This window comes from Paenibacillus silvae (assembly GCF_014639235.1).
Lineage (GTDB): Bacteria > Bacillota > Bacilli > Paenibacillales > Paenibacillaceae > Paenibacillus > Paenibacillus silvae.
On the sequence record NZ_BMFU01000003.1, the window covers coordinates 40,267 to 65,596 of the forward strand.

22 protein-coding genes and 1 riboswitch are annotated in these 25,330 nt (G+C 47.3%); of the genes, 5 read left to right on the top strand and 17 right to left on the bottom strand.

What is annotated here, in order from left to right; genetic code table 11:
- Positions 1-125: 125 nt before the first annotated feature.
- From IEW26_RS10850 to IEW26_RS10880, 7 genes are all read right to left on the bottom strand, one after another.
- Positions 126-788, bottom strand: a complete 663-nt coding sequence (locus IEW26_RS10850) for a response regulator (RefSeq protein ID WP_145403069.1) — start codon at positions 786-788, stop codon at positions 126-128.
- Positions 785-1,825 (bottom strand): sensor histidine kinase, encoded by a 1,041-nt coding sequence (locus IEW26_RS10855; RefSeq protein ID WP_188592448.1) that lies wholly within the window; start codon positions 1,823-1,825, stop codon positions 785-787. Before IEW26_RS10855 ends, IEW26_RS10850 begins: the two co-directional genes overlap by 4 nt.
- Before the next feature lie 3 nt (positions 1,826-1,828).
- Positions 1,829-2,866 (bottom strand): cell wall-active antibiotics response protein LiaF, encoded by a 1,038-nt coding sequence (gene liaF / locus IEW26_RS10860; protein WP_188592449.1) that lies wholly within the window; start codon positions 2,864-2,866, stop codon positions 1,829-1,831.
- Between the two features lie 725 nt (positions 2,867-3,591).
- The gene (locus tag IEW26_RS10865) at positions 3,592-3,801 is read right to left on the bottom strand and encodes a hypothetical protein (protein ID WP_145403071.1); all 210 of its coding nucleotides are present in this window, start codon (positions 3,799-3,801) and stop codon (positions 3,592-3,594) included.
- 111 nt (positions 3,802-3,912) lie between these two features.
- Positions 3,913-4,452: a 3D domain-containing protein gene (locus IEW26_RS30625; protein ID WP_145403787.1), complete on the bottom strand. Its 540-nt coding sequence runs from the start codon at positions 4,450-4,452 to the stop codon at positions 3,913-3,915.
- Positions 4,453-4,863: 411 nt separating this feature from the next.
- Positions 4,864-6,801, bottom strand: a complete 1,938-nt coding sequence (gene thrS / locus IEW26_RS10875) for a threonine--tRNA ligase (RefSeq protein WP_188592450.1) — start codon at positions 6,799-6,801, stop codon at positions 4,864-4,866.
- Positions 6,802-7,251: 450 nt separating this feature from the next.
- A complete protein-coding gene (locus IEW26_RS10880; protein WP_145403073.1) occupies positions 7,252-8,196 on the bottom strand; it encodes a putative sporulation protein YtxC in 945 nt (314 codons plus the stop codon).
- Between the two features lie 861 nt (positions 8,197-9,057).
- On the opposite strand from IEW26_RS10880, the gene IEW26_RS10885 reads away from it, so the two are divergent.
- From IEW26_RS10885 to IEW26_RS10900, 4 genes are all read left to right on the top strand, one after another.
- Positions 9,058-9,468 carry a hypothetical protein gene (locus tag IEW26_RS10885; protein ID WP_111272319.1) on the top strand — a complete coding sequence of 137 codons (411 nt, stop codon included), beginning with the start codon at positions 9,058-9,060 and terminating at the stop codon, positions 9,466-9,468.
- Between the two features lie 329 nt (positions 9,469-9,797).
- Positions 9,798-10,292: a cation:proton antiporter regulatory subunit gene (locus IEW26_RS10890; protein WP_110893927.1), complete on the top strand. Its 495-nt coding sequence runs from the start codon at positions 9,798-9,800 to the stop codon at positions 10,290-10,292.
- 4 nt (positions 10,293-10,296) lie between these two features.
- Positions 10,297-11,535 carry a cation:proton antiporter gene (locus IEW26_RS10895; RefSeq protein WP_110893929.1) on the top strand — a complete coding sequence of 413 codons (1,239 nt, stop codon included), beginning with the start codon at positions 10,297-10,299 and terminating at the stop codon, positions 11,533-11,535.
- Between the two features lie 123 nt (positions 11,536-11,658).
- Positions 11,659-12,564: a YitT family protein gene (locus IEW26_RS10900; RefSeq protein WP_188592451.1), complete on the top strand. Its 906-nt coding sequence runs from the start codon at positions 11,659-11,661 to the stop codon at positions 12,562-12,564.
- 144 nt (positions 12,565-12,708) lie between these two features.
- Here IEW26_RS10900 and IEW26_RS10905 read toward each other — a convergent pair whose 3' ends face one another.
- The 6 genes from IEW26_RS10905 to metA all read right to left on the bottom strand — a co-directional run bounded on the left by IEW26_RS10905 (position 12,709) and on the right by metA (position 19,600).
- Positions 12,709-13,722, bottom strand: a complete 1,014-nt coding sequence (locus IEW26_RS10905) for a zinc-binding alcohol dehydrogenase family protein (protein WP_188592452.1) — start codon at positions 13,720-13,722, stop codon at positions 12,709-12,711.
- A complete protein-coding gene (locus IEW26_RS10910) occupies positions 13,719-14,693 on the bottom strand; it encodes an aldo/keto reductase (RefSeq protein ID WP_188592453.1) in 975 nt (324 codons plus the stop codon). The genes IEW26_RS10905 and IEW26_RS10910 overlap by 4 nt, the downstream gene beginning before the upstream one ends.
- A gap of 238 nt (positions 14,694-14,931) precedes the next feature.
- Positions 14,932-16,068, bottom strand: coding sequence for a cyclic dehypoxanthinyl futalosine synthase (gene mqnC, locus IEW26_RS10915; RefSeq protein ID WP_111272323.1), 1,137 nt, complete (start codon positions 16,066-16,068; stop codon positions 14,932-14,934).
- A 233-nt stretch (positions 16,069-16,301) separates the two neighbouring features.
- Positions 16,302-17,477, bottom strand: coding sequence for a trans-sulfuration enzyme family protein (locus IEW26_RS10920; RefSeq protein WP_188592454.1), 1,176 nt, complete (start codon positions 17,475-17,477; stop codon positions 16,302-16,304).
- Positions 17,474-18,658 (bottom strand): aminotransferase class I/II-fold pyridoxal phosphate-dependent enzyme, encoded by a 1,185-nt coding sequence (locus IEW26_RS10925; RefSeq protein ID WP_184184097.1) that lies wholly within the window; start codon positions 18,656-18,658, stop codon positions 17,474-17,476. The genes IEW26_RS10920 and IEW26_RS10925 overlap by 4 nt, the downstream gene beginning before the upstream one ends.
- A 24-nt stretch (positions 18,659-18,682) precedes the next feature.
- A complete protein-coding gene (gene metA, locus IEW26_RS10930; RefSeq protein ID WP_188592455.1) occupies positions 18,683-19,600 on the bottom strand; it encodes a homoserine O-acetyltransferase MetA in 918 nt (305 codons plus the stop codon).
- Positions 19,601-19,730: 130 nt separating this feature from the next.
- Positions 19,731-19,855, bottom strand: a riboswitch (SAM riboswitch).
- A 459-nt stretch (positions 19,856-20,314) separates the two neighbouring features.
- Here metA and corA point away from each other — a divergent pair.
- A complete protein-coding gene (corA, locus tag IEW26_RS10935) occupies positions 20,315-21,250 on the top strand; it encodes a magnesium/cobalt transporter CorA (RefSeq protein WP_145403081.1) in 936 nt (311 codons plus the stop codon).
- Positions 21,251-21,323: 73 nt separating this feature from the next.
- Here corA and IEW26_RS10940 read toward each other — a convergent pair whose 3' ends face one another.
- From IEW26_RS10940 to IEW26_RS10955, 4 genes are all read right to left on the bottom strand, one after another.
- Entirely contained in the window at positions 21,324-22,325 is a 1,002-nt protein-coding gene (locus tag IEW26_RS10940; RefSeq protein ID WP_188592456.1) for an HRDC domain-containing protein, read from the bottom strand.
- Positions 22,326-22,507: 182 nt separating this feature from the next.
- The gene (locus tag IEW26_RS10945; protein ID WP_188592457.1) at positions 22,508-23,386 is read right to left on the bottom strand and encodes an ROK family protein; all 879 of its coding nucleotides are present in this window, start codon (positions 23,384-23,386) and stop codon (positions 22,508-22,510) included.
- Positions 23,387-23,508: 122 nt separating this feature from the next.
- Entirely contained in the window at positions 23,509-24,195 is a 687-nt protein-coding gene (locus IEW26_RS10950) for an MOSC domain-containing protein (RefSeq protein WP_188592458.1), read from the bottom strand.
- Positions 24,196-24,221: 26 nt separating this feature from the next.
- On the bottom strand, positions 24,222-25,313 hold the full coding sequence (locus IEW26_RS10955; protein ID WP_188592459.1) for a phosphodiester glycosidase family protein: 1,092 nt from the start codon (positions 25,311-25,313) through the stop codon (positions 24,222-24,224).
- Positions 25,314-25,330 lie beyond the last annotated feature (17 nt).

Sequence of the window (25,330 nt, forward strand, 5' to 3'; positions counted from 1 at the left end):
TTCGCAAGAGATATTCTTTAACTGTCCTTATTTTGTACTTTGAACCTTAATCGCACCTTAAAAACAATTAAAAAGGAGATAAAAGCATGCAATATTTGCTGTTTTTTCCCGTCATAGCAGCATTTTCAGCTATTTTTCTTCACCCAGCCCTGTCGATGAGCATAAATAGCCAGCTGCGTGCGATCATCCATTTCACATTTCATCAGCAGATTGCTTACATGAGTTTTGACGGTTTTGATACTGATATGTAACTCTTCTCCAATATCTTTATTGGTTTTCCCCTCTGCAACAAGCAGCAGCACTTCCTTCTCCCGTTCCGTAAGTCCAGATTCACTTTCTCTTGCTGTGCGCTGCCGGATTCCTCTCGTCAAAGCCTGTGACACATCTCCCGTCATCACCGGCATGCCCCTGTTCGCACCTTGGAGAGCATAAATCAGTTCTTCGGCAGAGACGGTTTTCAGCACATAACTGACCGCTCCTGCTTCAATCGCTTGCACAACAAGGTCATCCTCCAGGAAACTGGTCAGCATCACAATTTTCATATTCGGAAATTCGGACATGATGGCCTCAGTCGCCTCAGCTCCATTCATGACGGGCATCATCAGGTCCATGAGAATCAGGTCCGGCTTATGCGTATCCTTCATCTGACGAAGCTGTTCCAGCGCGTCCTGACCATTCCCCGCTTCTGCCATCACATGAAAAGCAGGCTCCAGCATCAGATATGTTTTCAACCCCATCCGAACCATATCATGGTCATCCACAATCATTACGTTAACTTTGCCGTTCATTCCGTTTCCCCCTCTGACACATTCTGAAATTTAGGGATCAGCACCCGCACCGTTGTGCCGGCTCCAGGCTTGGATATAATCTGAACCTGTCCGCCAAGCTTCTCCGCTCGTTCCCGCATCGTAGACAAACCGTATGACCCCGGACGTTCGGTTTGCTGCAGGAAACCATGCCCGTCATCACTGATGCTCATGCTGATCTGATGCTCAGATTCCCGAATCGCCAGGCTAACCAGTCCGGCTTCTGCATGTTTAACCACATTCGCTACAGCCTCCTGAATAATGAGAAACAGCTGGTGCTCAATGGCATCCGAGACTCCGCCATCCAGTTCCAGCTCTTTCACGCCTTTAAGTCCGTTTTGCCGGCAGTAGTCAGGGAACCAGCTGTCCAGCGCAGCTGCCAGATCACGCCCTTCCAGCTCTACCGGGCGAAGCTGGGCAATCAATCCGCGCATCTGACGCTGTGCAGTATGAGACATCTGAATTAATTGGTCCAGTACATTGCGTCCATGCTCAGGATTCATCTCCAGCAGACGCGGCAGCGATGAAGCCGACATATGCATGGCGAACAATTGCTGGCTGACAGTGTCATGCAGGTCTCTTGCCATTCGCTTGCGTTCCTCAATCACTGCACGTTCAGATGCCTGCTCCTTCTCAATGACTTCCTGCTCGCCCAGCCGCTGAAGCAATCTCATTTTATTTTCGATGGATTCCATCATCACATTAAATTCCTGATACACCCGCCCGAATGAAGCATCGTCAGCCTCCGGCATACGTACAGCCATATTGCCCTTGGACACTTTAAGCATATTCAGATCGAGCAGATCAATTTTCCGTTGCAGGCGAAGCGCCGCGATATACCCCGTAACAATCGTGCCTGCAATAACAACTCCAATAAAAGTCCATGCCCGGTTGCGATTTGTGACTAATAACAACACATCACCAAATAACAGATAGAACCCAACCACTGTAATTAACCCGGTTAACACAAAATACGTCATCAGTTCCCACTTGTTTGCTTTGAGAATCGTTCGAATCATGTGTTAACCCACCTTATTCACTTTGACGTCACCGATAAATACACTGGCGATAATTCGCACTTTTTTACCAGTTTCCATATAATGCGGAGTTTCTTCCTGCGCGCTGCCCATAAAACCGCCACGTTTGTGATCCAGAAGCTTCATGTCTCCGATAAACGAATTCGTTGTGAGCGAGATGCCGAGATCCATATCCTCTGGAACAAATACCTTCACATCACCGATAAAATGTGAAATGACAATTTTGGTCTCTCCATAAGGAATTTGTGCTTTGGTCAAGTCAATCACCGTATCCCCAATAAATGATGAGATATTCATCGGTTTAAGTGAGAATACCTCCTTACCCATATGAAAATCGCCAATAAACGTAGATTTATTAAAAGTTTTGGTTCCGTAATCTTCTTGATAACCATAGCTGTGGGAGTGACCGAAGCCTCCATATTTCTGTTCTCCCGAATGGGTATTGTAGTGCTTGTCAAACGAATCCTTATCGCCGCCGTTTACATTCTGCTGCTGCTCACCCGAATGAAACGATTGCTGCTTGCCTGACACGGATTCCTGATTTGGCTTGCCAAACGTTTTCTCGAACTCTTCGTCGAATGACGAAGGCATCTCCAAATCCTTATCAGACAAAGGCTTATATGGCTGCTCAGGAGGCGAAGGCGGGGTCATACTTCCTTTTCCTTGATGTTTTCGGTCACGATGCCCTGGTCCGATCAATACATACAAACCGCCACCAATCAACAGAATCGGGATCAGATAGCGAATGAATTCTCCGATTGAGTATCCGATCACGCCCAGATTACGTGCAAGAAAAAATCCGCCTATAGACAAGACGATCACTGGCCCAAACGCCGCGTATCCACCATGACGCCGAATTTCCGTCAAACCTTTGACTCCCCACCAGATGAGGAACACCGGCCAATATGTTCTGAAAATATATCCTACATCAATGTCATATCCCAATTGTTTGAGCAAGATCATTGCACCAATAGCGATAAGAGGTATGCCAACCCACCAGCGTTCAAGCGTAGATCGTTTCATCACTCATTTCTCCTTCGTCGTTATTATAAATCCAGTGTACATCAGACGAGTTGATGTTAACAGCGCCGACAGGTTGAAGTTGTCTCAGTCCCGAGACCGAGTGTCGAGGAATATTATGTAAAATATATTATTATTCTATATAAATTGAACTAAAGAAACGACATTATACCGATGAACGGTTAATGATCGACAAAGCGCGTTGTAATGGGGCAAAAATACCGGCCTTGGCAGGCTGTTTAAGTCGAAGAGGGAATGCTAACGATCCCCCTAGAGCTTATTTTCCCCTGAATCGGGGACATTTGAATTCTAACGATTTCCAGGAAGCTTATTCCATTGGAATCCTGAAAAATGAGCCTGATCAAGCTGGTTTCAGCAGAATAGCGTCTCTGGGGATCGTTAGAATTTTCCAAAGCCCGAATATGCCGAAATAAGGCTTCTCCTGATCGTTAGCGCTCGCGGTAGAAGGTGGCAGTGCAGACTTGCACTTGCCATGAGCGATGCACGATTTTGACGACTAATGCCGGAATTGATGAGCATATTGGAGTGGATTGTGTACATTCTTTAGTTCAACTTTCTAATACTCAATAATGCAAAAGAATACAGAGAAACACCCCGGAGCTGCTGCCCCAGGGTGTTATGCCTACTCCATTTTGCGTTTCATAGATATTTTCTGCTGCATACTGTTATTTGTTATGCACTTCATCCCAATAGGTGAATGGCAAAACTTATTTTTTCATTTTGCCTGCGCGGCCTGTTTGACCTGTGTTTTCCACACCAAACTCGGCATTATATTTTTCATCAGGTGTTTTGTAATTATCTTGCACTTTGCTTTGAGCAGCTTGCTTCACTTTAGAAGCAGCACTTCCATTCTCCTGACCAAACTCAGCATCATACTTCTCGTTAGGCGTTTGAGACCCTTGGAATTTCTTTGCCACAACGAATCACCTCTCTCTTCATATTTACACTGCAGATGGCAGCGCGGGGTTCGTCCCCAGTCAATATTATGTGAAGAGCGGCTTGCTGTTATTCAGGCAACACATTCCATATCAGATGGCCTTATCAAGCCAGGAATCCGGAACGGTTTTGTAGACATCAATGGCTTTGGACAGCTCTTTAAGCATTTCCTCCGTACATTTCCCGGCGCCTTGCTTGATCACCTGAACCTCAACATCCTTTTTTCCCCATTCCTTGTATACCTGCTTTGTGGTTGGAAAGTACAGATCGATTTTGTTTCCTTTGATTGCCGAGCCGGTATCTGCAACAATTCCATAACCGTAACCGGGAATATACAGAATGGAGCCCATCGGAAACAGCTTCGGATCAGCAGCGATCGTGGAGACCGTTTCCTTGTCTCGACGTACCTTTACACCTGAATATGTGATGCCGTATTGAGGATGCTTCGGTGTTTTGCCTGTAGATTCAACACCTGCTGTATATCCCGTTGCAGTCACCTTTTTAGTTCCCAAAATTTGTTCCGAACGCGGGGCAAGCACTGGCATGCCCGGATCAACCGGGTCAACCACTCGTTTCGCCTGAAGCTCGGGTTTTGGAAGCACAATCGGCTGCGGCGACCACATCAAAGCCATATATGCTAAAGTCGTTAATTGGGCCTCGTCCGTATACAGCGGTTGAGCCTGGTCTAACCTGGATGGTCGCTCCAATGCCGCAACTCGGCTCACTTCATGATCTTCATCCGTTTTGATTGGATGTACATGCAGGATCGTACTTTCCTCTTCAAATATATAGGCCTGGGCCTGATTGAAACTCATCAAAATCCCAGCAAAGATAAAGCAGCACATGATGATGAACTTGTTTTCATTCACATTTGAAACATACTTTTTCATGTTCATGGTATAACCTCCCCCTCACTTGCAAAGGGTTACCAAAAAACATGTATTCTATACCTTGCCTCATATACAGCGCATGATTACACATCAAAAAACCGTCTGATACACGCAGGGGTGCTTCCCTGCTTCTCAGACGGCTTTCACAAGACATTAAACTTGTCTTGAAGCAATTTCCTCTTTCAACTGGGCAACGATCTCGTCCACCAGCTTCATACCCAGATCACCTTCTCCGCGTTTACGAACGGATACCGATGCTGCATTTTTCTCGTTCTCACCCACAACGAACATGTATGGCATTTTCTCCAGCTGCGCTTCACGGATTTTGTAACCCAGCTTCTCGTTGCGAAGATCCGCTTCGGCCGAGATGCCTGCACGTTTCAGCTTCGCTTCAACTTCACGCGCATACTCGTCATAGTTGCCGGATACCGGAATGACTTTGGCTTGAACAGGAGACAACCACAGCGGGAATGCACCTGCGAAGTTCTCCAGCAAAAATGCAGTGAAACGCTCCATTGTACTGATTACCCCGCGGTGAATAACGACTGGACGATGCTTCTGTCCATCATCACCAACATACTCAAGCTCGAAGCGCTCAGGCAGCAGGAAGTCCAGTTGAACCGTAGACAATGTTTCTTCTTTACCGAGTGCTGTTTTGATCTGTACGTCAAGCTTCGGACCATAGAATGCCGCTTCGCCTTCGGCCTCATAGAACGGAAGATCCAGCTCTTCCACAACTTCACGCAGCATGCGCTGGGACATTTCCCACATCTCGTCGTTCTGGAAGTATTTCTCGGTGTCTTGCGGATCACGGTAAGACAGGCGGAAGCGATATTCGTGAATACCGAAGTCTTTATACACCGTCTGGATCAGCTCAATGACACGAGCGAACTCTTCCTTGATCTGATCTGGACGTGCGAAGATATGAGAATCATTCAATGTCATCGCACGGACACGATGCAGACCTGTTAACGCACCTGACATCTCATAACGATGCATCATCCCGAGTTCTGCGATACGGATTGGCAGATCACGGTAGCTGTGCATGTTGGATTTGTACACCATCATATGGTGAGGACAGTTCATCGGACGAAGAACCAGTTCCTCGTTATCCATGATCATTTTCGGGAACATATCTTCCTGGTAGTGCTCCCAGTGACCGGAGGTTTTGTACAGCTCGACATTACCCAGAACCGGCGTATATACGTGTTGATACCCAAGACTTTCCTCCAGATCCACAATGTAACGCTCCAAGGTACGGCGCAGCTTGGCACCATTCGGCAGCCAGATCGGCAGTCCTTGTCCTACAAGCTGGGAGAAAGTGAACATTTCAAGCTCTTTACCCAGTTTGCGGTGATCACGTTTACGCGCTTCCTCCAGGAAGTGTAGATGCTCGTCCAGCTGTGCTTTTTTCACAAAAGCCGTACCGTATACACGCTGCAGCATTTTGTTTTTGCTGTCTCCACGCCAGTAAGCACCAGCTACATTCATCAGCTTGAACACTTTAATTTTGCTTGTCGATGGCACGTGCGGTCCACGGCACAAGTCGAAAAACTCGCCTTGCTCATAGATCGTAATTACACTATCCTCCGGTAAAGCATTGATCAACTCCAGTTTGTATGGGTCTCCAACTTCATTGAAGATGTTGATGGCTTCCGCACGGCTGACTTCCTTGCGCACGATAGGCAGATTTTCATTGACGATGCGTTCCATTTCCTTTTCGATCTTCTGCAAATCTTCCGGGTTCAGCGGGTGCTCAAGGTCCATATCATAATAGAAGCCATCCTCAATGACAGGTCCTACGCCCAGATGCACCTCTTTGTTTCCGTACAGGCGTTTAACCGCCTGAGCCAGCAAGTGTGCTGTACTGTGACGCATCACTTCAAGACCTTCCGGAGAGTCCAGCGTAACAATCTCCACCAGTGCACCTTCATGAATTGGAGTAGATAAATCCACCACGATGCCATCCAGCTTGCCTGCTGCCGCATTTTTACGAAGACCGCTGCTGATCGAAGCAGCTACATCCTCAATACTGCTGCCATCCGCATACTCACGTACCGAACCATCCGGTAGTTTAATGTTAACTGCCATTTGTCTCATCCTCCTGTAAAATAAACATCGTACATCTTCATTGTCTTTCATTTTGGACTTAGTTATCTAATGCGCCCCCCGATGCCCAGCATAACGGCAGGAACGCAAAAACACCCGTCCCGGTCAAGGGACGAGTGTTATACTCGTGGTTCCACCCTAATTCAGCTGATTATTCCTGTAGCAGGAATGCAGCCCTCATTGGCATGTCGGTAACGGGCATGACCCGGCAGATCCTTACTCACAAAACACGCCCATCTGCTGAGATGGTGGAATAATCCGGTTTTATTTTCAAAATTGCAGCTCCAAAGGGGTAAACCATATGTGATATCCGGAGGAAATTTCAGCCCAGGTTCCTCTCTCTGCACCGATCAGGCATGTGGCTCTTGTCTTTGTCATCGCTTTTGCTTATCAAGTTCATTGTATTGCACCTTTCCGTGAACCAATCACGGATCAACAGTTATTATAATTGCCGAGATCGCCTGCGTCAAGACCTGTCAGCAATACCGACCGAAGCACTTCACACTCGGGACATTGATGGCATATTTCAACCTTGTCCTCGAAAATCTGGCATATCGTGGAGATGATCGGCAGCTCCGGTGTGCTGGTATGCAGCATGACCTTTTCCGGTGATATCGAAATAAGCGTACTCACGATCATATCTTCAATATCCATCTCCAGTTCGATGCCCGGCATCTCAACGACTACCTGCTCATCCTTCTTGACCGGCAGCAGATTAAAACCTGCATCAAGCACCTGGAACTCATGTTTGTCTTTATGGATCAGATGGATCAAGGGAACCTTTGCCTCCTGGAAAAATACAAAGTATTTAAGCAAGCCCATGAACTCCTCGTACTGCCGATCCATCCAGAATTCATCCAGCGCGTATTCCACCAGTTCCTGAAGCTCCTGCTTGTAGGAACGGATACGAAAATTCATCAGACCTTCCAAAGGAAAAAAGTGAACCTCCTCCAGATTCTGGCGCAAACTTTTGGCCAGTGTTTCACGGCGTCGCTCACGAAGGCCGGGCTGATCCAGATCACCGTTAAACAGCAGCGGCATACAGATCCGATGAACCTTTTCCACTTCGTGCTCATCCATAACCGAACATGTTTTGGCAATCATATCCTCTACAATCGCTCGTTCGTACGTCTCCATAATAAAATCCGCAATGCCATAAGATAACAGATCACTTATTCGGGGAAGCCACTGCTGAAAATGCTCGTGATTTTCATTGCCCCTGCATATCCAGACTGCTCTGCCGTCTTTATATTTGAAGCTGAGCCGAAAACCTCTTTTGCTTATATGTAAACCTTTGATCTTTTCCTTGATGCACTGATAAAAGCGATCTGCCTCCACCTGTCCAGACACATCGGTCCATACTGCGAACAGTTCCATTCAAATCACTCCTTTCCTTTCTCTTCAAAGTATATGGCAAGGCCTACAGGGATATACGAAGCGGTTTGATGGAAAGGGTGTCATGATTTCTCAGCATAAAAGGAGGAGGTAGAGACAATAAAAAAATGGTTAGGAGATAAAGACTGTAACCATCTAACCGATGTCCCGGCCCCTTCGACTATTCACGAATCAAGCACGGCTGTCTTTGCCTTTCTGCGCTGCAGCGTTTGTATTCCAGGTTTCGGAGGTACAGAGAGACGGACAGATGGCTCTATGGCGGCTTGGTAGAACCAATTACACCGTAAGAATGATAGACACGTGTGACAGTTATGCCGGTGTTGGTGAGAACATATTCATTGACATAGCCACAGTCATGCAGATGCTTGTGAACCCCAGGTATAATTTGAGTGTGAGTGTAAGTTTAACGATTTCAGATGACCTTACTTGTCGGGTTTTGAACGTTCTGGAATTGTAACGATTCCCAGAGGTCTTATCCCACTTAAAATCAAAGAAACTGTCCTGTTTTCATGCGAATTCCTTGAAATAAGGTTTCCTGAGATCGTTAAAATTTTAAAGTAGAGAAAACACTCCATATAAGGTTTCTACGAATCGTTAGAATTTTTCCATGCTGAAAATGAGGATTTGTAGGAGGATCATCCTAGCCGTTGAACTTGGTTCGATTACTTCTAACCCTGTGATGAGGGTAACAGAATCAATGTTTTTAAGGATATTTGAATGGATGTGTTTCGAAGACAATATAATTGAACGTTTTGAAAACACGCAATGAATGGTTTGGAGTTAAGACAAAAATGTGTTATTATTTTTATAACAGTATGTTTCACGGAAGGAGGGAAGCCAAAAATGAGACCACATCTTAGACTGCTTCATCACGCGATTATTATCATTTTGTGCGTTTTTCAGGCGCTGTGCTTCCCCATTCCAATGCAGTCTGAATCTGCCGTTGGTGTATCCGTTGAAGCCACTTCGAATAAAGAAGTGCTCGAAGTACTGGTTCAAATACCCGAGGTTCAGCACAAACCTGCCATTCGCAAAAATACACAAGTCATGTCCAAGCTTGCTGCTGTAACGCAAACCAAGCCTGTATTTCTTGTCCTCGCACTCTTCATTGTGCTGCGAATTCCCACTGCAGGTCTGTCTTTCAAACCGTGGTATTGTTTGTTCAAGCGCAGATTATTTCTGCTGCCAATCAAGTATACCAGTATGTATTTATCCCTCACTCCGATGGCACCCAAATACGCCAGCGCTCGATAAGCGCCTGTTTGCCGTATTTTACCGGATGCCTGCGCATGGAGCCACCTCTTCCATAAGACGGTGTTCTCGTGCATAACCTACAACCCTTTATGTGAACGTTAAATTGGAAACACACGATCATCTGAAACACACAATTGCAGCTCTTATTTTGCTGTACCTTAATTTGCAGAACAATCCATTTTCACATTATATATTCGGCTGCGTCAGGAATTACTGGCTCTGTTTCCCCGCACCATTTGATGTTCCGCTTGAGCAGCAGATGACCTGATCTCGGGAAGCCAAGCCTTCCTTCTATGGCCAGCCTCAACCACTAAGGAGGCATACTATCCATGGATGTACGCGAAACAGATTTGCCGGGAATCGGCAAGAAATTTCAGATTGAAACAAGCAGCGGTGACAAAATCGTTATCATTATTCACGATGATGGACGCCGGGAGATGTATCATTTTGAATATGAAGATCCAGACCAAAGCATTTCCATGATTACGCTGGACGACAATGAAGCGAGACAAATTGCAGCCATCGTGGGTGGACTAACTTATAAACCAAAACAGCTCGAGAATATTGAAGTGACGTTTGACGACCTCATTATCGAGTGGTACAAAATCGAAGCTTCATTTGGATGCATTGGCAAATCCATTGGTGAATTGAATGTACGTCAAAACTCTGGCGCAACAGTCATTGCTGTTGTGGAGAAAAATCATAAAAAACATATCAGCCCAGGTCCGGAGGTTGTGATTAGCGCAGATTCAACGGTTGTTGCCGTTGGCGAACGCAACCAGCAGAAACTTTTCAAGTCCCTCCTCCTGACGGGAAGGGGGTAACTCGATGGATCATTTGATCTTTGAAGTAGGTCTGGCACTGGTGCTCATTGCAGCAGCCGGCCTTTTATCCGCTAAACTGAGATTTTCGGTTGTACCGTTTTATATTCTGATCGGTATGGCCGTCGGACCACATGCCATGCAAATCTGGCATCTGGACTTCCGTTTCATTGAAAGTCAGCCGTTTATCGATTTTATGGGCCGTATCGGTATCCTGTTCCTCCTGTTCTATCTGGGGCTTGAGTTCTCTGTAGGCCGTCTGGTCAAGTCGGGCCGCTCCATTGTAGTCGGCGGCTCGATCTATATCGGGATTAACTTTACATTGGGATTAGTCTTTGGTTTCGCCTCCGGCTTCCCGGCAGCTGAAGCTCTTGTAATTGCAGGAATTACCACGATCTCATCCAGTGCAATTGTCGCCAAGGTGCTGGTTGATCTGAAACGAACTGCGAATCCGGAAACGGAAATGATTTTGGGCATTATTATGTTTGAGGACGTCTTCCTCGCAGTATATATTTCGATCCTGTCCGGACTTGTACTCAGTGATTCATCCTCGATCGGAGGCGTAATCCTGTCTGCATTGATCGCTCTTGGCTTCATGCTGATTGTTATCATTATCGGACGTAAAGCTACACCGCTCCTGAATAAACTGCTCAAGATCCGTTCCAACGAATTATTTTCACTTGTTGTTTTCGGTGCATTGTTCCTGGTTGCCGGCTTCTCCGAAACGATTCATGTTGCTGAAGCGATCGGTGCTTTGCTGGTCGGCCTTGTGCTTGCCGAAACCGAGCATGCGAAACGGATTGAACATTTGATTCTGCCATTCCGTGATTTCTTCGGAGCGATCTTTTTCTTCAGCTTCGGACTCTCTATTGACCCATTATCTCTGGGTGGTGAAGCCGTATGGCTCGCATTGATTGCCGTTGTGATCACATTGTTCGGTAACTTCCTTGCAGGCATGCTGGCTGGGCGAAGCGCAGGTCTGTCACCGAAGGCATCCGCTAATATCGGATTAACCATTGTATCTCGTGGAGAATTTTCAATTATTATGGCAAACATGGGTAAAGCGGGCGGATTGTTGCCATTGCTTCAGCCGTTTGCTGCACTATATGTATTAATTCTAGCTATACTTGGACCACTGCTAACCAAGGAATCCAAACATGTATTTAATTTGTTGAATAAAATATTTAAGTTCAAAGATGCACGCAAAAAGAAAGAGGAACCTAAAGTGCTGCAGAAAGAAGGATAAATTTCATGTGTCTGTGCAGAGCAGACAGTTGAACGAATCAAGTAACTAAGCGGCTGCACGCCGAACTTTCTGTGAACACCCCAGGGAGAATGGCTCGAAAGCCGCACATAAGGAGGATGACCTGTGAAAGCACCTCTGATATCGGCTAATCCGGCGCCACACACTGCCAAGAAGACCAGCATATCCTCTTCTCACCGCTGGTTGAACCTGTTTCTGGTCATTGTTGGCGGGATTCTGGCCTCCGTGGGACTTGAATTGTTTCTGCATCCCAATAAAATCATTATTGGCGGCATAACGGGAATCTCTTCCCTTTTCGCACATTGGACTGAGCTTCAAATCGGATTATTCCTGTTTCTATTCAACGTTCCGTTTATATTTTTATCGTACAGAATTGTGAAGAAAAAATTTGTACTGGTTACTGTTCTGGGTCTGGTTGTCTTTTCGATCGGTGCCATTGTGCTACATCCCATGCCGCCGCTCGTCGAGCATCCCTTGGCTGCTGCCATGTTTGGCGGTTTATGTCTGGGGCTCGGAATCGGGCTGGTCGTTCGGTATGGCGGGACACTGGATACGCTGGAAATCGGTGATCCGTCCTCCCGGCCGCCTGAACGTGTCTTTAGCGGGAAACGGATGCTTATCGAAAAAATAATCATGCTGCTTAACCTGATTATCCTGACAGCTGCTGGTGTTGTTTTTGGCTGGGATCAGGCCATGTATTCTGTCATCGCATATCTGATTGCCTATGAAATGGTATACCTTGCATTCCGGGGATTCTCCACGAAACGCAGCATATGCATTCTCACGACACAAAGCACTCAAGTTGAAAAAGCTGTGCGCAAGCGCCTTCGCAGGGAACCTCAGAGCCTCCCTGCTGCGGAGTCCTACCCCATCGCTGGAGCAGCAGGCTGGATCGGTCAGATTCCAGGGGCACTTTATTACGAAGTGCATTTCCTGGAGATGATCTGGCTGAAAACGATCGTTCGCCATATTGATCCGTATGCAGGCATTGTAGCGAATCCAGAAAAGTAACATTGTACGGAGTGGAAAAAACACAAGCACTATAACAAAACGCTCTCTCCCCTGATGAGGAGATGGATTAATATCCATACTCGTCACATGGGAAGAGAGCGTTTTGTTGTTTAACCTGCTGCAAATATAAATTTATATGAGAAATTATAATTCAACAATAGCTTTCACCACTTGAGTTTCGGGCAACAACCAGGCTTCTATTGCTGTTGGCAGCTCATCAAATGCAGCACGATGTGTAACATAGCCATCCATACTTAATTTTTTGCTGCGCAGCGTGGAGAGCACCAGTTCAAAGTCCTCACGTGTTGCGTTCCGACTACCCAGCATACTCATCTCCCGTTTATGAAACTCCGGGTCATGGAACGTGATGTCTGCTTTAACCAGACCGACAAAGATTAACTGCCCGCCGTGTGCCACGTAGGGGATAGCGCCGTTCATGGAATGAACATTGCCTGTCGCATCAAATACAGCCGTCGCATAGTCTCCGTCAGTGATCTCGGACACGCGCTGTAATGCCTGATCATCCGCTTGTACCGTTTCGTCTACTCCGGCCCAGGTTCGACTAAGCTCCAGCCTGTCCAGATTACGATCTACTGCAATAACGTAAGCACCTGCCTGCTTGGCAAAAGCCATTACACCCAGTCCGATAGGCCCTGCACCAATGACGACTACACGTTCTCCCGGCTGGAGTGCGGCTCTGCGAACGGCGTGAGCCCCGATGCTAAGCGGTTCCACCATGGCTGTCTCATCAAGTGTTAAACCATCTGCCTTCAGCAGATGAGATACAGGTACCGCAATGCGTTCTCTCATGCCCCCATCAACATGGACTCCCATGACCTGCATTGATGCACAACAATTTGTCTTGCCTGAGCGACAAGCGATACAGTGTCCGCAGTGCAGATAAGGGATAATGCTGACTTGATCTCCAGGCTGCAAGCCTGCCTCATTCGGCCCAATCTCTTCGATAATGCCAGCCAGCTCATGACCGAGCACACGTGGATACGTAAAGAACGGCTGATTGCCTTTGTACGCATGCAGATCTGTACCGCAGATGCCGATACGCTGAATCGCGACCAACGCTTCTCCTTCAGCTCTTTCTGGCTGCGGCAGCTCTTTCAGCACCAAACGATCTATTTCTTCACATACGATAGCTCTCATGCCTGTTCCTCCTTGGTTGCATTCAACGTTGTGTTCATGTTTGTGTTATACCGCGCAAGCCCGCTTGACCACGTTTCGTTGTTCAACGGAGCCAAAATACGCAGCACCTCTTCCAAAAGCTGATGATCCATCGGCTCTTCAATCCAGCTCGCATTATTCATAATGTTACGCTGACTTGCACTGCTCACCAGCGTTGTCGGAATCTGTTCATTGGCTGTGGAAAATTGCACGGCCAGCTTGGCGATATCGCTCCCCTGCTCCTGGCAGAAGCGAGCAGCCTTCAGACAGAGCTCCTTCACCCGTTCACCCGCCGGGTGCCATGCCGGTGTTCCGCGTGTGCTAAGCAATCCCATCGAGAGAGGTGAAGCGTTTACAAGTCCAACCCCTTTTTCCTCCAGCAAAGGCAGAAGGGATAACAGCGACGTATCATTCAAGGCATAATGACAGTAAGAGATAATCGCATCCGCATTGACCTGCGGCAGCATCTGCTCGAACAACTGCAGCGGCAAGCCACAGATACCCGCATAACGAATAATGCCTTTCTCTTTCAGGTCCAGCAGCGTGGGGAAAGCCTCTTCAACAATAATTTCAGGCTCCACAAACTCAATATCATGCAGAAATAAAATATCGATATAATCGGTATGCAGACGAGCCAGGCTTTCCTGCACACTATCCAGAATACGTTTGCGTGAAAAATCAAACTCGTTCTCACCGTAACGTCCAGCTTTGGTGGATAACGTATATGAGCTGCGCGGCAAGCTGCGGATCGCCTCACCAAGCACCGTCTCTGCCTTGGTCAATCCATAATACGGCGAAACGTCTATATAATTCATGCCTGCGTCCACAGCCGCATGAACGGTCCGAATGCCTTCATCGCGATCAATATCACGAAATACAGAACCAAGCGAAGATGCCCCAAAACTCAAAACAGGTACGTCCAGCGATGTCTTTCCCAGTTTTCTTTTTTTCATTCCTTCGTTCCTCCCAGCGGTTTTACTACACAACTGTCCCTTCATTGTATCAGTTAAAAATCTATATAACATATCGTCAATTGCGTAATATGTACTGTTTAATGATCTGCATGATGATCTACAATCTATCTGGAATCTATCTGCATATTATGATTTGTCACGCCAAAAAGGGACAAAGCAGCGTAAACCTGCTTTGTCCCTTGGTTATAAAATCCTATTTTTGCAATATAAGATCAGATTAGTTCTGCATTACAAAATCTTTAGGCACACTGCTCTCTTCGTCAAACATACGCAATATCTCATAACGAGTGTTGCGCTGCGCCGGAATATAGCCGGACTCGCGAATCAGACGCAGAATAGACTCAATGTTTACTTTGTATGTTGCGCCTGCGGAAGATACCACATTTTCCTCAATCATCGTGCTGCCGAAGTCGTTGCAGCCGAATTCAAGCGATTTTTTACCAATCTCGGGACCCATCGTTACCCAGGAGGATTGAATGTTTTTGATATTGTCCAGCACCAGACGGCTGATCGCTACAGTTTTCAAATATTCTTCCGGGGTTTGGCGCTCCAGCTTGAGGTTTGTGTTATCCGGCTGGAAAGTCCACGGAATAAAGGCCAGGAAACCTTCGGAATCATACTTGTTTGCAATGCACTCATCCTGCGCGTCACGAACACGCATCAGATGCAGTGCACGCTCCTCCATGGATTCCCCGAGACCGATAACCATCGTTGCTGTTGTATTCATCCCGATCCGGTGAGCTGTCTGCATCACGTCCATCCAGTCACGCCATGAGCCTTTCAGGCGGCTGATTTTGCGGCGTGTACGGTCATCCAGAATTTCAGCACCGCCGCCAGGCAGAGAATCAAGTCCAGCCTCGTGAATGGCACGTACAACCTCTTCCAGCGTAAGCCCATCGGATACTTCCACCATTTTCATAATCTCGGCTGGCGAGAAGGAGTGCATCGTGATATTCGGGAAACGCTCCTTGATGGCTTTCAGCAGGTCCGTATAATAACTGAATGGCAGATTCGGATTGGTTCCTCCCTGCATCAGAATCTCGGTGCCGTTAACGTCCTCTGTCTCCTGAATCTTCTGGAAAATGACCTCATCAGGCAGTACATACCCTTCTTCTGAACCAGGTCTGCGATAGAAAGCACAAAAACGGCAGTATACGTCACATACATTCGTGTAGTTAACGTTACGCCCGATTACAAAAGTTCTGTATGGTTCAGGGTGCATACGCTTCATGATCACATTGGCAGCTGCCCCGATTTTGTCCACTTCGTCGGATTCAAATAACTGAATCGTGTCTTCCAGGTCCAAACGTTCGCCCCTAAGGGCTTTATCTAAGATACGGTCCACCGTACTCATCGTAAAAAGCCTCCCTCATGAAGAGAAAATAATACGATGCTCCATCCGGCTGGTTTGCAATAAGCAACTTCTGTCGGCAACATCGTAATGGTCTACTGTACATATCGTAACACAGGTTACATGTGAAAAAAAGCACCTTATACAAAGGTGCCTTAAAAATCAATTAAAATTTTTACATATAAACTCAAGTTTCTGTGCAAAAGAATAGTTCAATATATTCTGTCTTTTTAACTTTATTCGGCCTCCAAAGCCTGCTCCAGATCGGCAATCAGATCATCAATATCCTCAAGACCTACCGAGAAACGCAGCAATCCGTCGGTAATTCCGCGCTCATGTCGAACCTCTGCCGGCATAGCCGCGTGTGACATCATTGTAGGATAGGAAAGAATACTTTCCACCGCACCTAAACTTACAGCAACAATCGGCAGCTTCACGCGGTTCAGCACTGCTTTGGCACGATCTCCCGAGCCTACGTCAAAAGAAACAACAGCTCCGTAGCCCGTAGACTGACGCTCATGTGCTTCACGGCCCGGGTGATCCTCAAGTCCAGGGTAGTAGACAGCCGTTATATCCTTGCGCCCTTTAAGCCAGGCCGCAAGCTTGGCTGTACTCTGTTCACTGTGAGCCATGCGCGCACCAAGTGTTTTCATCCCACGCATCAGAAGCCAGGATTCCTGAGCTCCGAGCACCGTACCCAATCCATTTTGCAGCCGCTTCAGCTGTGTGCCCAGCTCATCTGTACGTGCAACAGCCAGCCCCGCCAGCACATCACTGTGACCGCCCAGAAACTTCGTAGCACTATGTACAACGATATCTACGCCAAACTCAATCGGACGCTGATAATACGGTGTCATAAATGTGTTATCCAGAATCGTAATCAGTTCGTGTTCCTTCGACCAGGACGTCACGGCCGCAATATCCGTAATCTTTAATGTCGGATTGGAGGGGGTCTCCATATAAACAGCTTTGGTGTTCGGTTTAAGGGCCGCCTTGACTTCCTCGATATTCGTCATATCTACAAATGTAGTCTCGATCTGCATACGGCTGAGAATGGTCGTCAGCAGGCGATAAGTGCCCCCGTATACATCCTCCGTAACAATGATATGGTCTCCTGCAGAAAACATCATAAATACACTGGAGATGGCAGCCATGCCTGATGAGTAGGCAAAACCACGCACTCCGCCTTCCAGCAAAGCGATATAGTCCTCCAGAGCTTGACGGGTAGGATTGCCCGAACGGCTGTAGTCGTGCTGTGGTGGATTAAAAATATCAAAATGATGGAATGTCGAAGCCTGATAAATCGGCACGCTAGATGCGCCCGTTGTCTGGTCAATCTCATCCCCGAAATGAAGCAGCTTTGTCTCAAACTTTAATCCTGATTCCGTTTTTTTGCGGTTTGCATCACTCATGAGATTACGCCTCCTTCCACTTCCTGCTGCGCTGCCAGCAGCGCCTGATTCAGATCGGCAATCAAGTCCTCCGCATGTTCAATTCCGACAGAGAAACGCAGCAAACGGTCATCTACACCTACAGCATCACGAATCTCCAGCGGGATATCCGCATGTGTCTGCACTGCCGGGTAAGTCATGAGGGATTCTACACCGCCAAGGCTTTCGGCAAACGCAATTAATTGAATATGACGCAGCAATGGCTCCACATAACGTGCATCCTTGACTTTAAATGAGAAGATGCCGGTATTGCCTGAAGATTGCTTCTGCTGAATGTCATATCCCGGATGATCGGACAATCCCGGATGGAATACTTCCGCAACCGCCGGATGCTCCAGCAGGAACTTCGCGATGGTCAGTGCGTTATATTCGTGACGCTCCATGCGAAGCGCAAGGGTTTTCATGCCTTTCATCAATTGATAGGAATCACTCGGCGATAACACCGCACCAATCGAATTATGAAGGAAAGCCATTTCCGCAGACAAAGCTTCACCTTTGGTAATAATAAGTCCAGCGAGAACATCATTATGTCCTCCTAGATATTTGGTAGCACTATGAATGATAATGTCTGCGCCAAGTTCAATCGGACGCTGGAAGAACGGCGTGAGCAGTGTGTTGTCCACGATCGTCAGCAGGTTATGGCTTTTGGCCCAGGTGGCTACGGCTTGTACGTCCGTGATCATCATGAGCGGATTGGTTGGGGTCTCGATGAATACAGCTTTGGTATTTGGCTGATACACCTTCTCCAGCGCTTCCAGATCATTCGTATCCACGTAACTTGCTGTTACGCCAAACCGAGATAAAATTCGCTCCAGCAGTCGATACGTACCACCGTACAGATCAAGTGAAACAATCAGATGATCTCCTTGGCTGAACATCGCAAAGATCGTTTGCAGCGCCGCCATACCAGAGCTACAGGCAAAACCTGCATCACCGGATTCTAATGCCGCTGCAGCCTCCTCCAGCACTTTACGTGTTGGATTGGTTGTACGAATGTAATCAAACCCGGTGCTTTGTCCAAGCTTAGGGTGGCGAAACGCAGTGGATTGATAAATCGGAAAGTTAACGGCTCCTGTAACCGGTTCATTGATGGACCCAATCTGAGCTAAACGGCTCTCAATCTTCAATTTGTTATCTTCCATTACTGCATCCTCCTGTAATCACGATTAGATTTGCGGACCAATATCATAAGGTGTTTCCTGATACACATAGTAATTGAGCCAGTTAGAGAATAATAAGTTGGCATGTGCACGCCAGGTAGCCGGAGGGAGTTGGGATGGGTCATCGTTCGGATAATAATGCTTAGGCAGTGCGATATCCAATCCTTTGGCTACATCACGGTCATACTCCCATTTTAAAGAGAATGGATCGTACTCGGCATGTCCTGTAGCAAAAATTTGCTTACCATCCTTGGTGGCTACCAGAAATACGCCTGCTTCCTCGGACTCGGCTAAAATTTCAAGCCTGTCGTTTTTCTCGATATCCTCACGTCTTACGTCTGTATGGCGAGAGTGAGGCACGTTAAACACCTCATCAAATCCCCGGAGCAGTGGAACATGGGGTTTGTTGATCGTATGTGGGAATACTCCAAAACATTTTTCATCCAGCGGAACTTTGGGTACATCAAAATGGTGGTATAAACCAGCCTGTGATGCCCAACAGATATGCATGGTCGACGTTACATTGGTTTTGGTCCATTCAAAAATTTCCTGAATCTCCTTCCAATAATTTACGTCCTCAAAATCCAATTGCTCCACCGGCGCACCTGTAATAATCATGCCGTCGAAACGGCGGTGCTGGATCTCATCGAATGTTTTGTAGAACATGTCAAGATATTCCTGAGACGTATTTTTGGAGGTATGAGATTTGGGATGCACAAGCACCACATCCACCTGAATAGGCGTGTTCCCCACCAAACGCAGCAATTGAGTTTCGGTGGTCTCTTTGGTAGGCATCAGATTCAGAATAGCAATGCGCAGCGGACGAATATCCTGCTTGTATGCGGACGTTTCGTCCATGACAAAGATATTCTCCCCTTCAAGCACTTCTTTAGCTGGTAGTGTGTCCGGAATTTTAATTGGCATGGTGAGTTGATTCCTCCTTGGTCGTGATAGATCACATTTTGCCGCGAAAATCACTGCTGAGAAGTTGGGGCATACAACAAAGACCTCTCTCGGATTCCGAGAAAGGTCATATGTAAACAGATATGCGCCTCTCTCATCTCTCAGTTACAACAGCACCACAAGGATGCTTGGTCGCTGCAAGAATTAGCACCGTGCGGTATATCGCCGGTTGCCGGGTTTCATCGGGCTAGTCCCTCCACCTACTCTTGATAAGATTTCGCTGTATTCAATTATAATTCAAATTTATTAACTTTTACTTTAAAACATTCAGGCCCTCACGTCAAGATGCAGTTAGGTGTTTCTGGTGCCGAATTCGGAACCGTTTCTTCGCCGTAATCATACACTGCCTCAGAGCGCGAAATAGACACATTTTGCGCTTGAAAGCACTCTGGACCAGCGGTATACTAGACAAGTGTTTATAAGCCCTTATGTGAGAGGTGACATATTAAATGGATGGCGACCCGAGGCCCAATTGGCAGTCGATTTCCGAACAACTGCATAGAGAATGGACATCAGCATCGGCAGCGGGCCGTTTTTTCCGTTTGATTATAGATTGAACGTAAACAAGCGGAGACCTGTACATCGGGCTTCGCTGCCGACCGGATGATCTGTTCTTTTGCGCCCATATTAATGATGAAATCCGCCACGATGGCGGGTGCAGAAGGAGTAGATTACATGAAAATCCGGTTGGTTAATAACGGTGTATTTATTCCGGTGGATGATATCCAGCAAGCGCTGACTCCACCGGCTGAAGGTTTTTACTGGATCGATGCAGACGTAGATGATCTGGCTGTACTGCAGCCCCTGTTTTCCATGCATGATCTGGCTGTGGAGGACTGCTTGAGTGATGAGGAGCAGCGTCCAAAAATTGAAATTTATGAAAATCATTATTTTATCGTGATCAACAGCATTCGCTTTGATGATGAAGAGATTTTTCTGCGGGCAGTCAATCTGTTTCTCGGCAGACATTTCATTATCAGTGTAACGAAACAGAAGGTCAGTGAATTACGGATGCTGAAGCCGATCCTGTGGGAACAGGAGATCAGCAGTCCCGATCGCTTTCTCTATTTGCTGGTTGACTTGATTGTAGACAATTATTTCACCGTTGGTGACCGAATTGAAGCTCGCATCGAGAAGCTGGAAGAAGACATTCTGATGCACACCAAGAAGTCTCATCTGAACGAAATTATCGGTTTGCGAAGTGAAATATTGTGGCTGAAAAAGGTGCTTGGTCCTCAGAAAGAGGTTATCAATACCCTGAACAAAAAAGACCTGCGTCTGATTGATGATCAGCTGCAAAAATACTTCAGTGACATTTATGAGAACGCCGTGAAAATTTCGGAAACGTTCGAAACGTACCGCGACCTGATGGGCAACCTGCGAGAAGCCTATCAATCCAGTATCGCAAACCGGGCGAATGAGATCATGCGCGTGTTTACGGCCATTACAACGGTCTTCATGCCGCTGACCGTGATTACCGGAATATACGGGATGAACTTTGATAACATGCCTGAGCTGCACTGGAGATATGGCTATTACGCCGTCATTGGCCTCATGATTACACTCGGCCTGACGATGTTCTTTATTTTCCGCAAAAAAGACTGGATTTGAAATGAAGACGAAGCGCTCCTCACCGGGAACGACTTCGTCTTTTTGGTATCTGTTATTCCTGAGCACTACCAAGCTAACCAGCATTACGTTCCGTTTCCACATGCCTGCGGAAACGGATGCGAATCATACGCAATCGTTCATATACCTGCTCAAGGCTACCTGCTTCCGGGCGCTCTCCTCCGTAAACTTTATGTAAGACAGGCTTCAGAAACGTATCGCCCAATTCCTCATACGCACTCCAGACAGCCTCCTGTTCAGCCTCAGGCATCACAGCCAGTTCTACATCGAGCAGAGAGTCCGTATCGTAACCTTCCAGATCCAGCGTCTCCAGCAGTTCAATTAACTCACGGCGGGATAAACCAGAGCGAATTACAATCTCTTCCAAAGTCTGCCCATCCTTCATACCCTGCAGCACATGCTTGCGCGTGAGGAATTTATCCAGCTCCTGCTTGTATTTCTGCTCCTTTTGCTTGTACAACCAGCTGTCGTACTCCTCCTCCTTCAAAACGGTATACACCCAATCCAGCGGGAACGATCTGGAACGCTCGGTCCCACTTGTCATCTCCAGCCATTCCAGCCCGTACTCCGACGCTTTGCTCTCACCAACACCAGGCAACTGCATGAGTTCATCCATCGTATGGGGTACAAAAGCGCTAATCAGCCGGAGCAGCCGATTGGTTGCTACAAAATAAGGAGCTTTACGATCACTTGCAGCCTTCTGCCGCCGCCATGCACACAGATCATCATATAATTGCTCATTCCCATACAGCTCGCTAAAGCAATGCAGCCGCTGCCCCGCATAACTGCGAGGTTTCAGCTCCTCGTTCTCATGATACAATCCTTGCAGCAAAGGACGATACCCCTCGCTCATCTGCATCGCAAGCTGATGACGGTAAATATGCAGTAATTCCTCCCATGAGGTGCCCTCATACCAGATCGTATCTTCGCGATCCCCGGCCTCATACCTGCTCCAGCCCAGATGCCACATGTTCTCCTCCTCCCCGATCCACAGCTGGGCTATGTCCTCATGTTGATCTGATGTTCTGGATAACTTGTTCATGAAAATGACTTCCATGTATATTCCCCTCCTTATAACGTTGCAGCATATCCGATTAACAAAGCATCGGCTGTCTTCGGACAGCACAAAAAAACACCCCTCCTGCGAAAATGCCGCAAGAGAGGTGCTTCCTCATTAACCGTGCTATACTGTTGCACCTATCATAACCATAATGGTAAAATTCGTCATCCCTATATTATCTATCTGGACAAGGACAATTTTGCCAAAGCCAGTGAACCGCATAATCCTGCATTATCTCCCAGACCTGGGGGCACAACATACTGTTCAATCCCCGCATGAAGTGACTTATGCTGTACATACCCCGCGAGCAGTTCCTGCAGTTTGCTTCGCACCATCGGGAACAAATGCTCCTGCTTCATAACACCGCCGCCCATCACGATTTTCTGTGGTGACAGAATCAGCACATAATTCATCAATGCGTGTGCAAGATAATGTGCCTCAATCTCCCATGCTTTGTGATCTGACGGCAGTTCATAGGCGGGCTGCCCCCAACGCTTGTTAATGGCTGGACCTGCTGCCAGACCTTCAAGGCAATCTCCATGATAAGGACAAAAGCCCTCGTAAGCGTCCTCCGGATGTCTGCGTACAATGATATGCCCCATCTCGGGATGAGACAATCCATGAACCATTTTCCCGCCAACTACAGCTCCCGCACCAATACCTGTACCTACAGTTATATACAGACAGCTATCAAGTCCCTGAGCAGCTCCCCAGGTCGCTTCCCCCAGAGCAGCACCGTTTACATCCGTATCAAACGTCATAGGCACATCAAAATGTTCCTTGAGTTTGCCAATAATGTTGTACTGCCCCCAGTGCGGCTTAGGCGTAGTCGTGATATAACCATACGTTGGGCTTCCTTCAATCGGATCAATCGGACCAAAAGAACCTACACCCAATGCTTCAATGCCTTTGCCTTCAAAAAAAGCAATGACCTGCGCCATCGTCTCCTCTGGCGTGGTTGTAGGAAAGCTTACTCGCTCTAATACCTCTCCGTGCTCCGTACCAATGCCGCATACAAATTTGGTTCCGCCTGCTTCAATTGCACCTAAAACTGTCATGTTTGCTTCACTCCCAGGTTGGTTTTAATTAGCGCGCTGCTCTTTTGAGTTTGTGGATTGAATGGTTCGTGAGTAGAAGTTCAATTTGCGGATGCAGACATACAGCATTGTAGACTTGCATCTCAGTCACTCACCAGCTTGTTCAGCCGCTTGAGCAATGTCTGTCTCCAGCTGTCCGAAAGTGCCGGAATGGCTAACAATGTCTGAATCCCCTCCACATTTTGCTTGCCCTGATGCATGATTCGATTCGCATCAAGGATGGTCATCGAGGTCTGATCCGTGTGTATTTTTCTGAAACGGGATGCCGGAGCAACCTGCCCTTCCTGCAGCACTCGAAAATAAAAGCCTGTATGTCCACTTTCCTGAAAATAAACGGGCAGCTCCTTGTAATCATACCTTGCTCCCAGCTTGAAACACGGCTGCCTTGGTTGACTGACCTGCACCTGCGCACCACCTAATTCGAATATATCCCCAATGCGCACCTCTTCTTCAGCACAGCCTGTGACCGTTAGATTCTCTCCAAATGCTCCCCAATCCAACTTGCGATTCATCAGCTGTTCAAGTGCAGCATAATGGCTGTAATCGTATACACAAACTGCCTTATCCGGACCCCCGTGATGAACAAGGTCCGCCTGAGCATCCCCTGTCATTCCTGTGAATGACAGGAACACCGGGGCGGAGACAGGATGTTTCATGATACCGCTCAGCACCTCATGTTTCTGACCGGGTAACGGTCTGGGCTTTCCCACATTAATGGCCAGAACCGATGTGTTGTCCTTTTCTGTTGTCAGATCGGATATAGGTGTCATTTGCATCATACCTCCTGTACTGATTTTTATCGGACAGAACCGCCGAATACCAATGTGTTACTCAACAGCCGGCCCGGAGACGTCAGCATCTTGCCACTGGCATACAAACCTGAGGATGCACCGCCATCGAGATTCATAGCCTGCTTGGCCCCCAGCTTCTGCATCACTGCTGCCCATTCTTTCATTGTAGCCCCGGAAACGGTAGCCAGCATTACTGAACCATCTGCCATAATTGCGATTCCACTTCTCGCCCCAGATGCATTCAGAATTTTAGGGTCTTTGAAGCCTTCACTTGCCGGATTTACAGCAATTTTTCCGTCCTTGACCAGACGTGGACCAGCCCCAACCGCCGTAACGACCTCCTGCCAGGGAATATCCTGCCCGGCTGCGTTAGTGTATCTGTAATTCATCTCCACGGTGGAACCTACAGTGAAACGATCCGACATAGATTTCTCATTGCCTGTAAATACAAGCACAGAACCGTTCTTTGGAATAGCAACATTGGAGTTTGGTACTTTTTTGATAACTACCCCTTTCTCCATAATCACTGCGGTGCCTCCTTTAAAACCAACGTTTGCACCGCGCTCTGGCGTATACAAAATGCTGATGCTTGAAGTTGCTGAAGGCGTGCGATTAATAAACGTTGCGTACCAGCTGCGTGATTTTCCGTTCGTATCCGTAACCTTTCCGGTCAAGCTTACTTGAAGTGAATCCATAATTGCTGTACCATCTGCTTTAAATCCGATTGAAGTGCCATATCTTCCTATATGTATAACTTTTCCATTTGCTATTAACATGCCGTATGGGTCTGGTGCTCCTTGATAGGCTTCAAAAAAAGCTCCGTTGATTGCAGCTTGTGCACCATATGCCTTCACGATGGATGGCAACGTTGCTGTCTGGCCCACCTGCTTCTTGGCAAGTCCTACTGTAACGGGTGTACCTTTGGGAATACTTACGGTCTGCACACTAAAGCTGCGTCCTGCTGCGTTTACTTTCTGTACTTTGGAACTAATCGCGGCTTTGGCCTCCGCCGTCTGCGGTGCACTTACGGCCCCCGAAAGCAATACGGGCAAAGCCAGGACGAGGGCCAACGCCCCGGTCCACCACTTTTTACTCATTCTGTCCATTCTCCTGC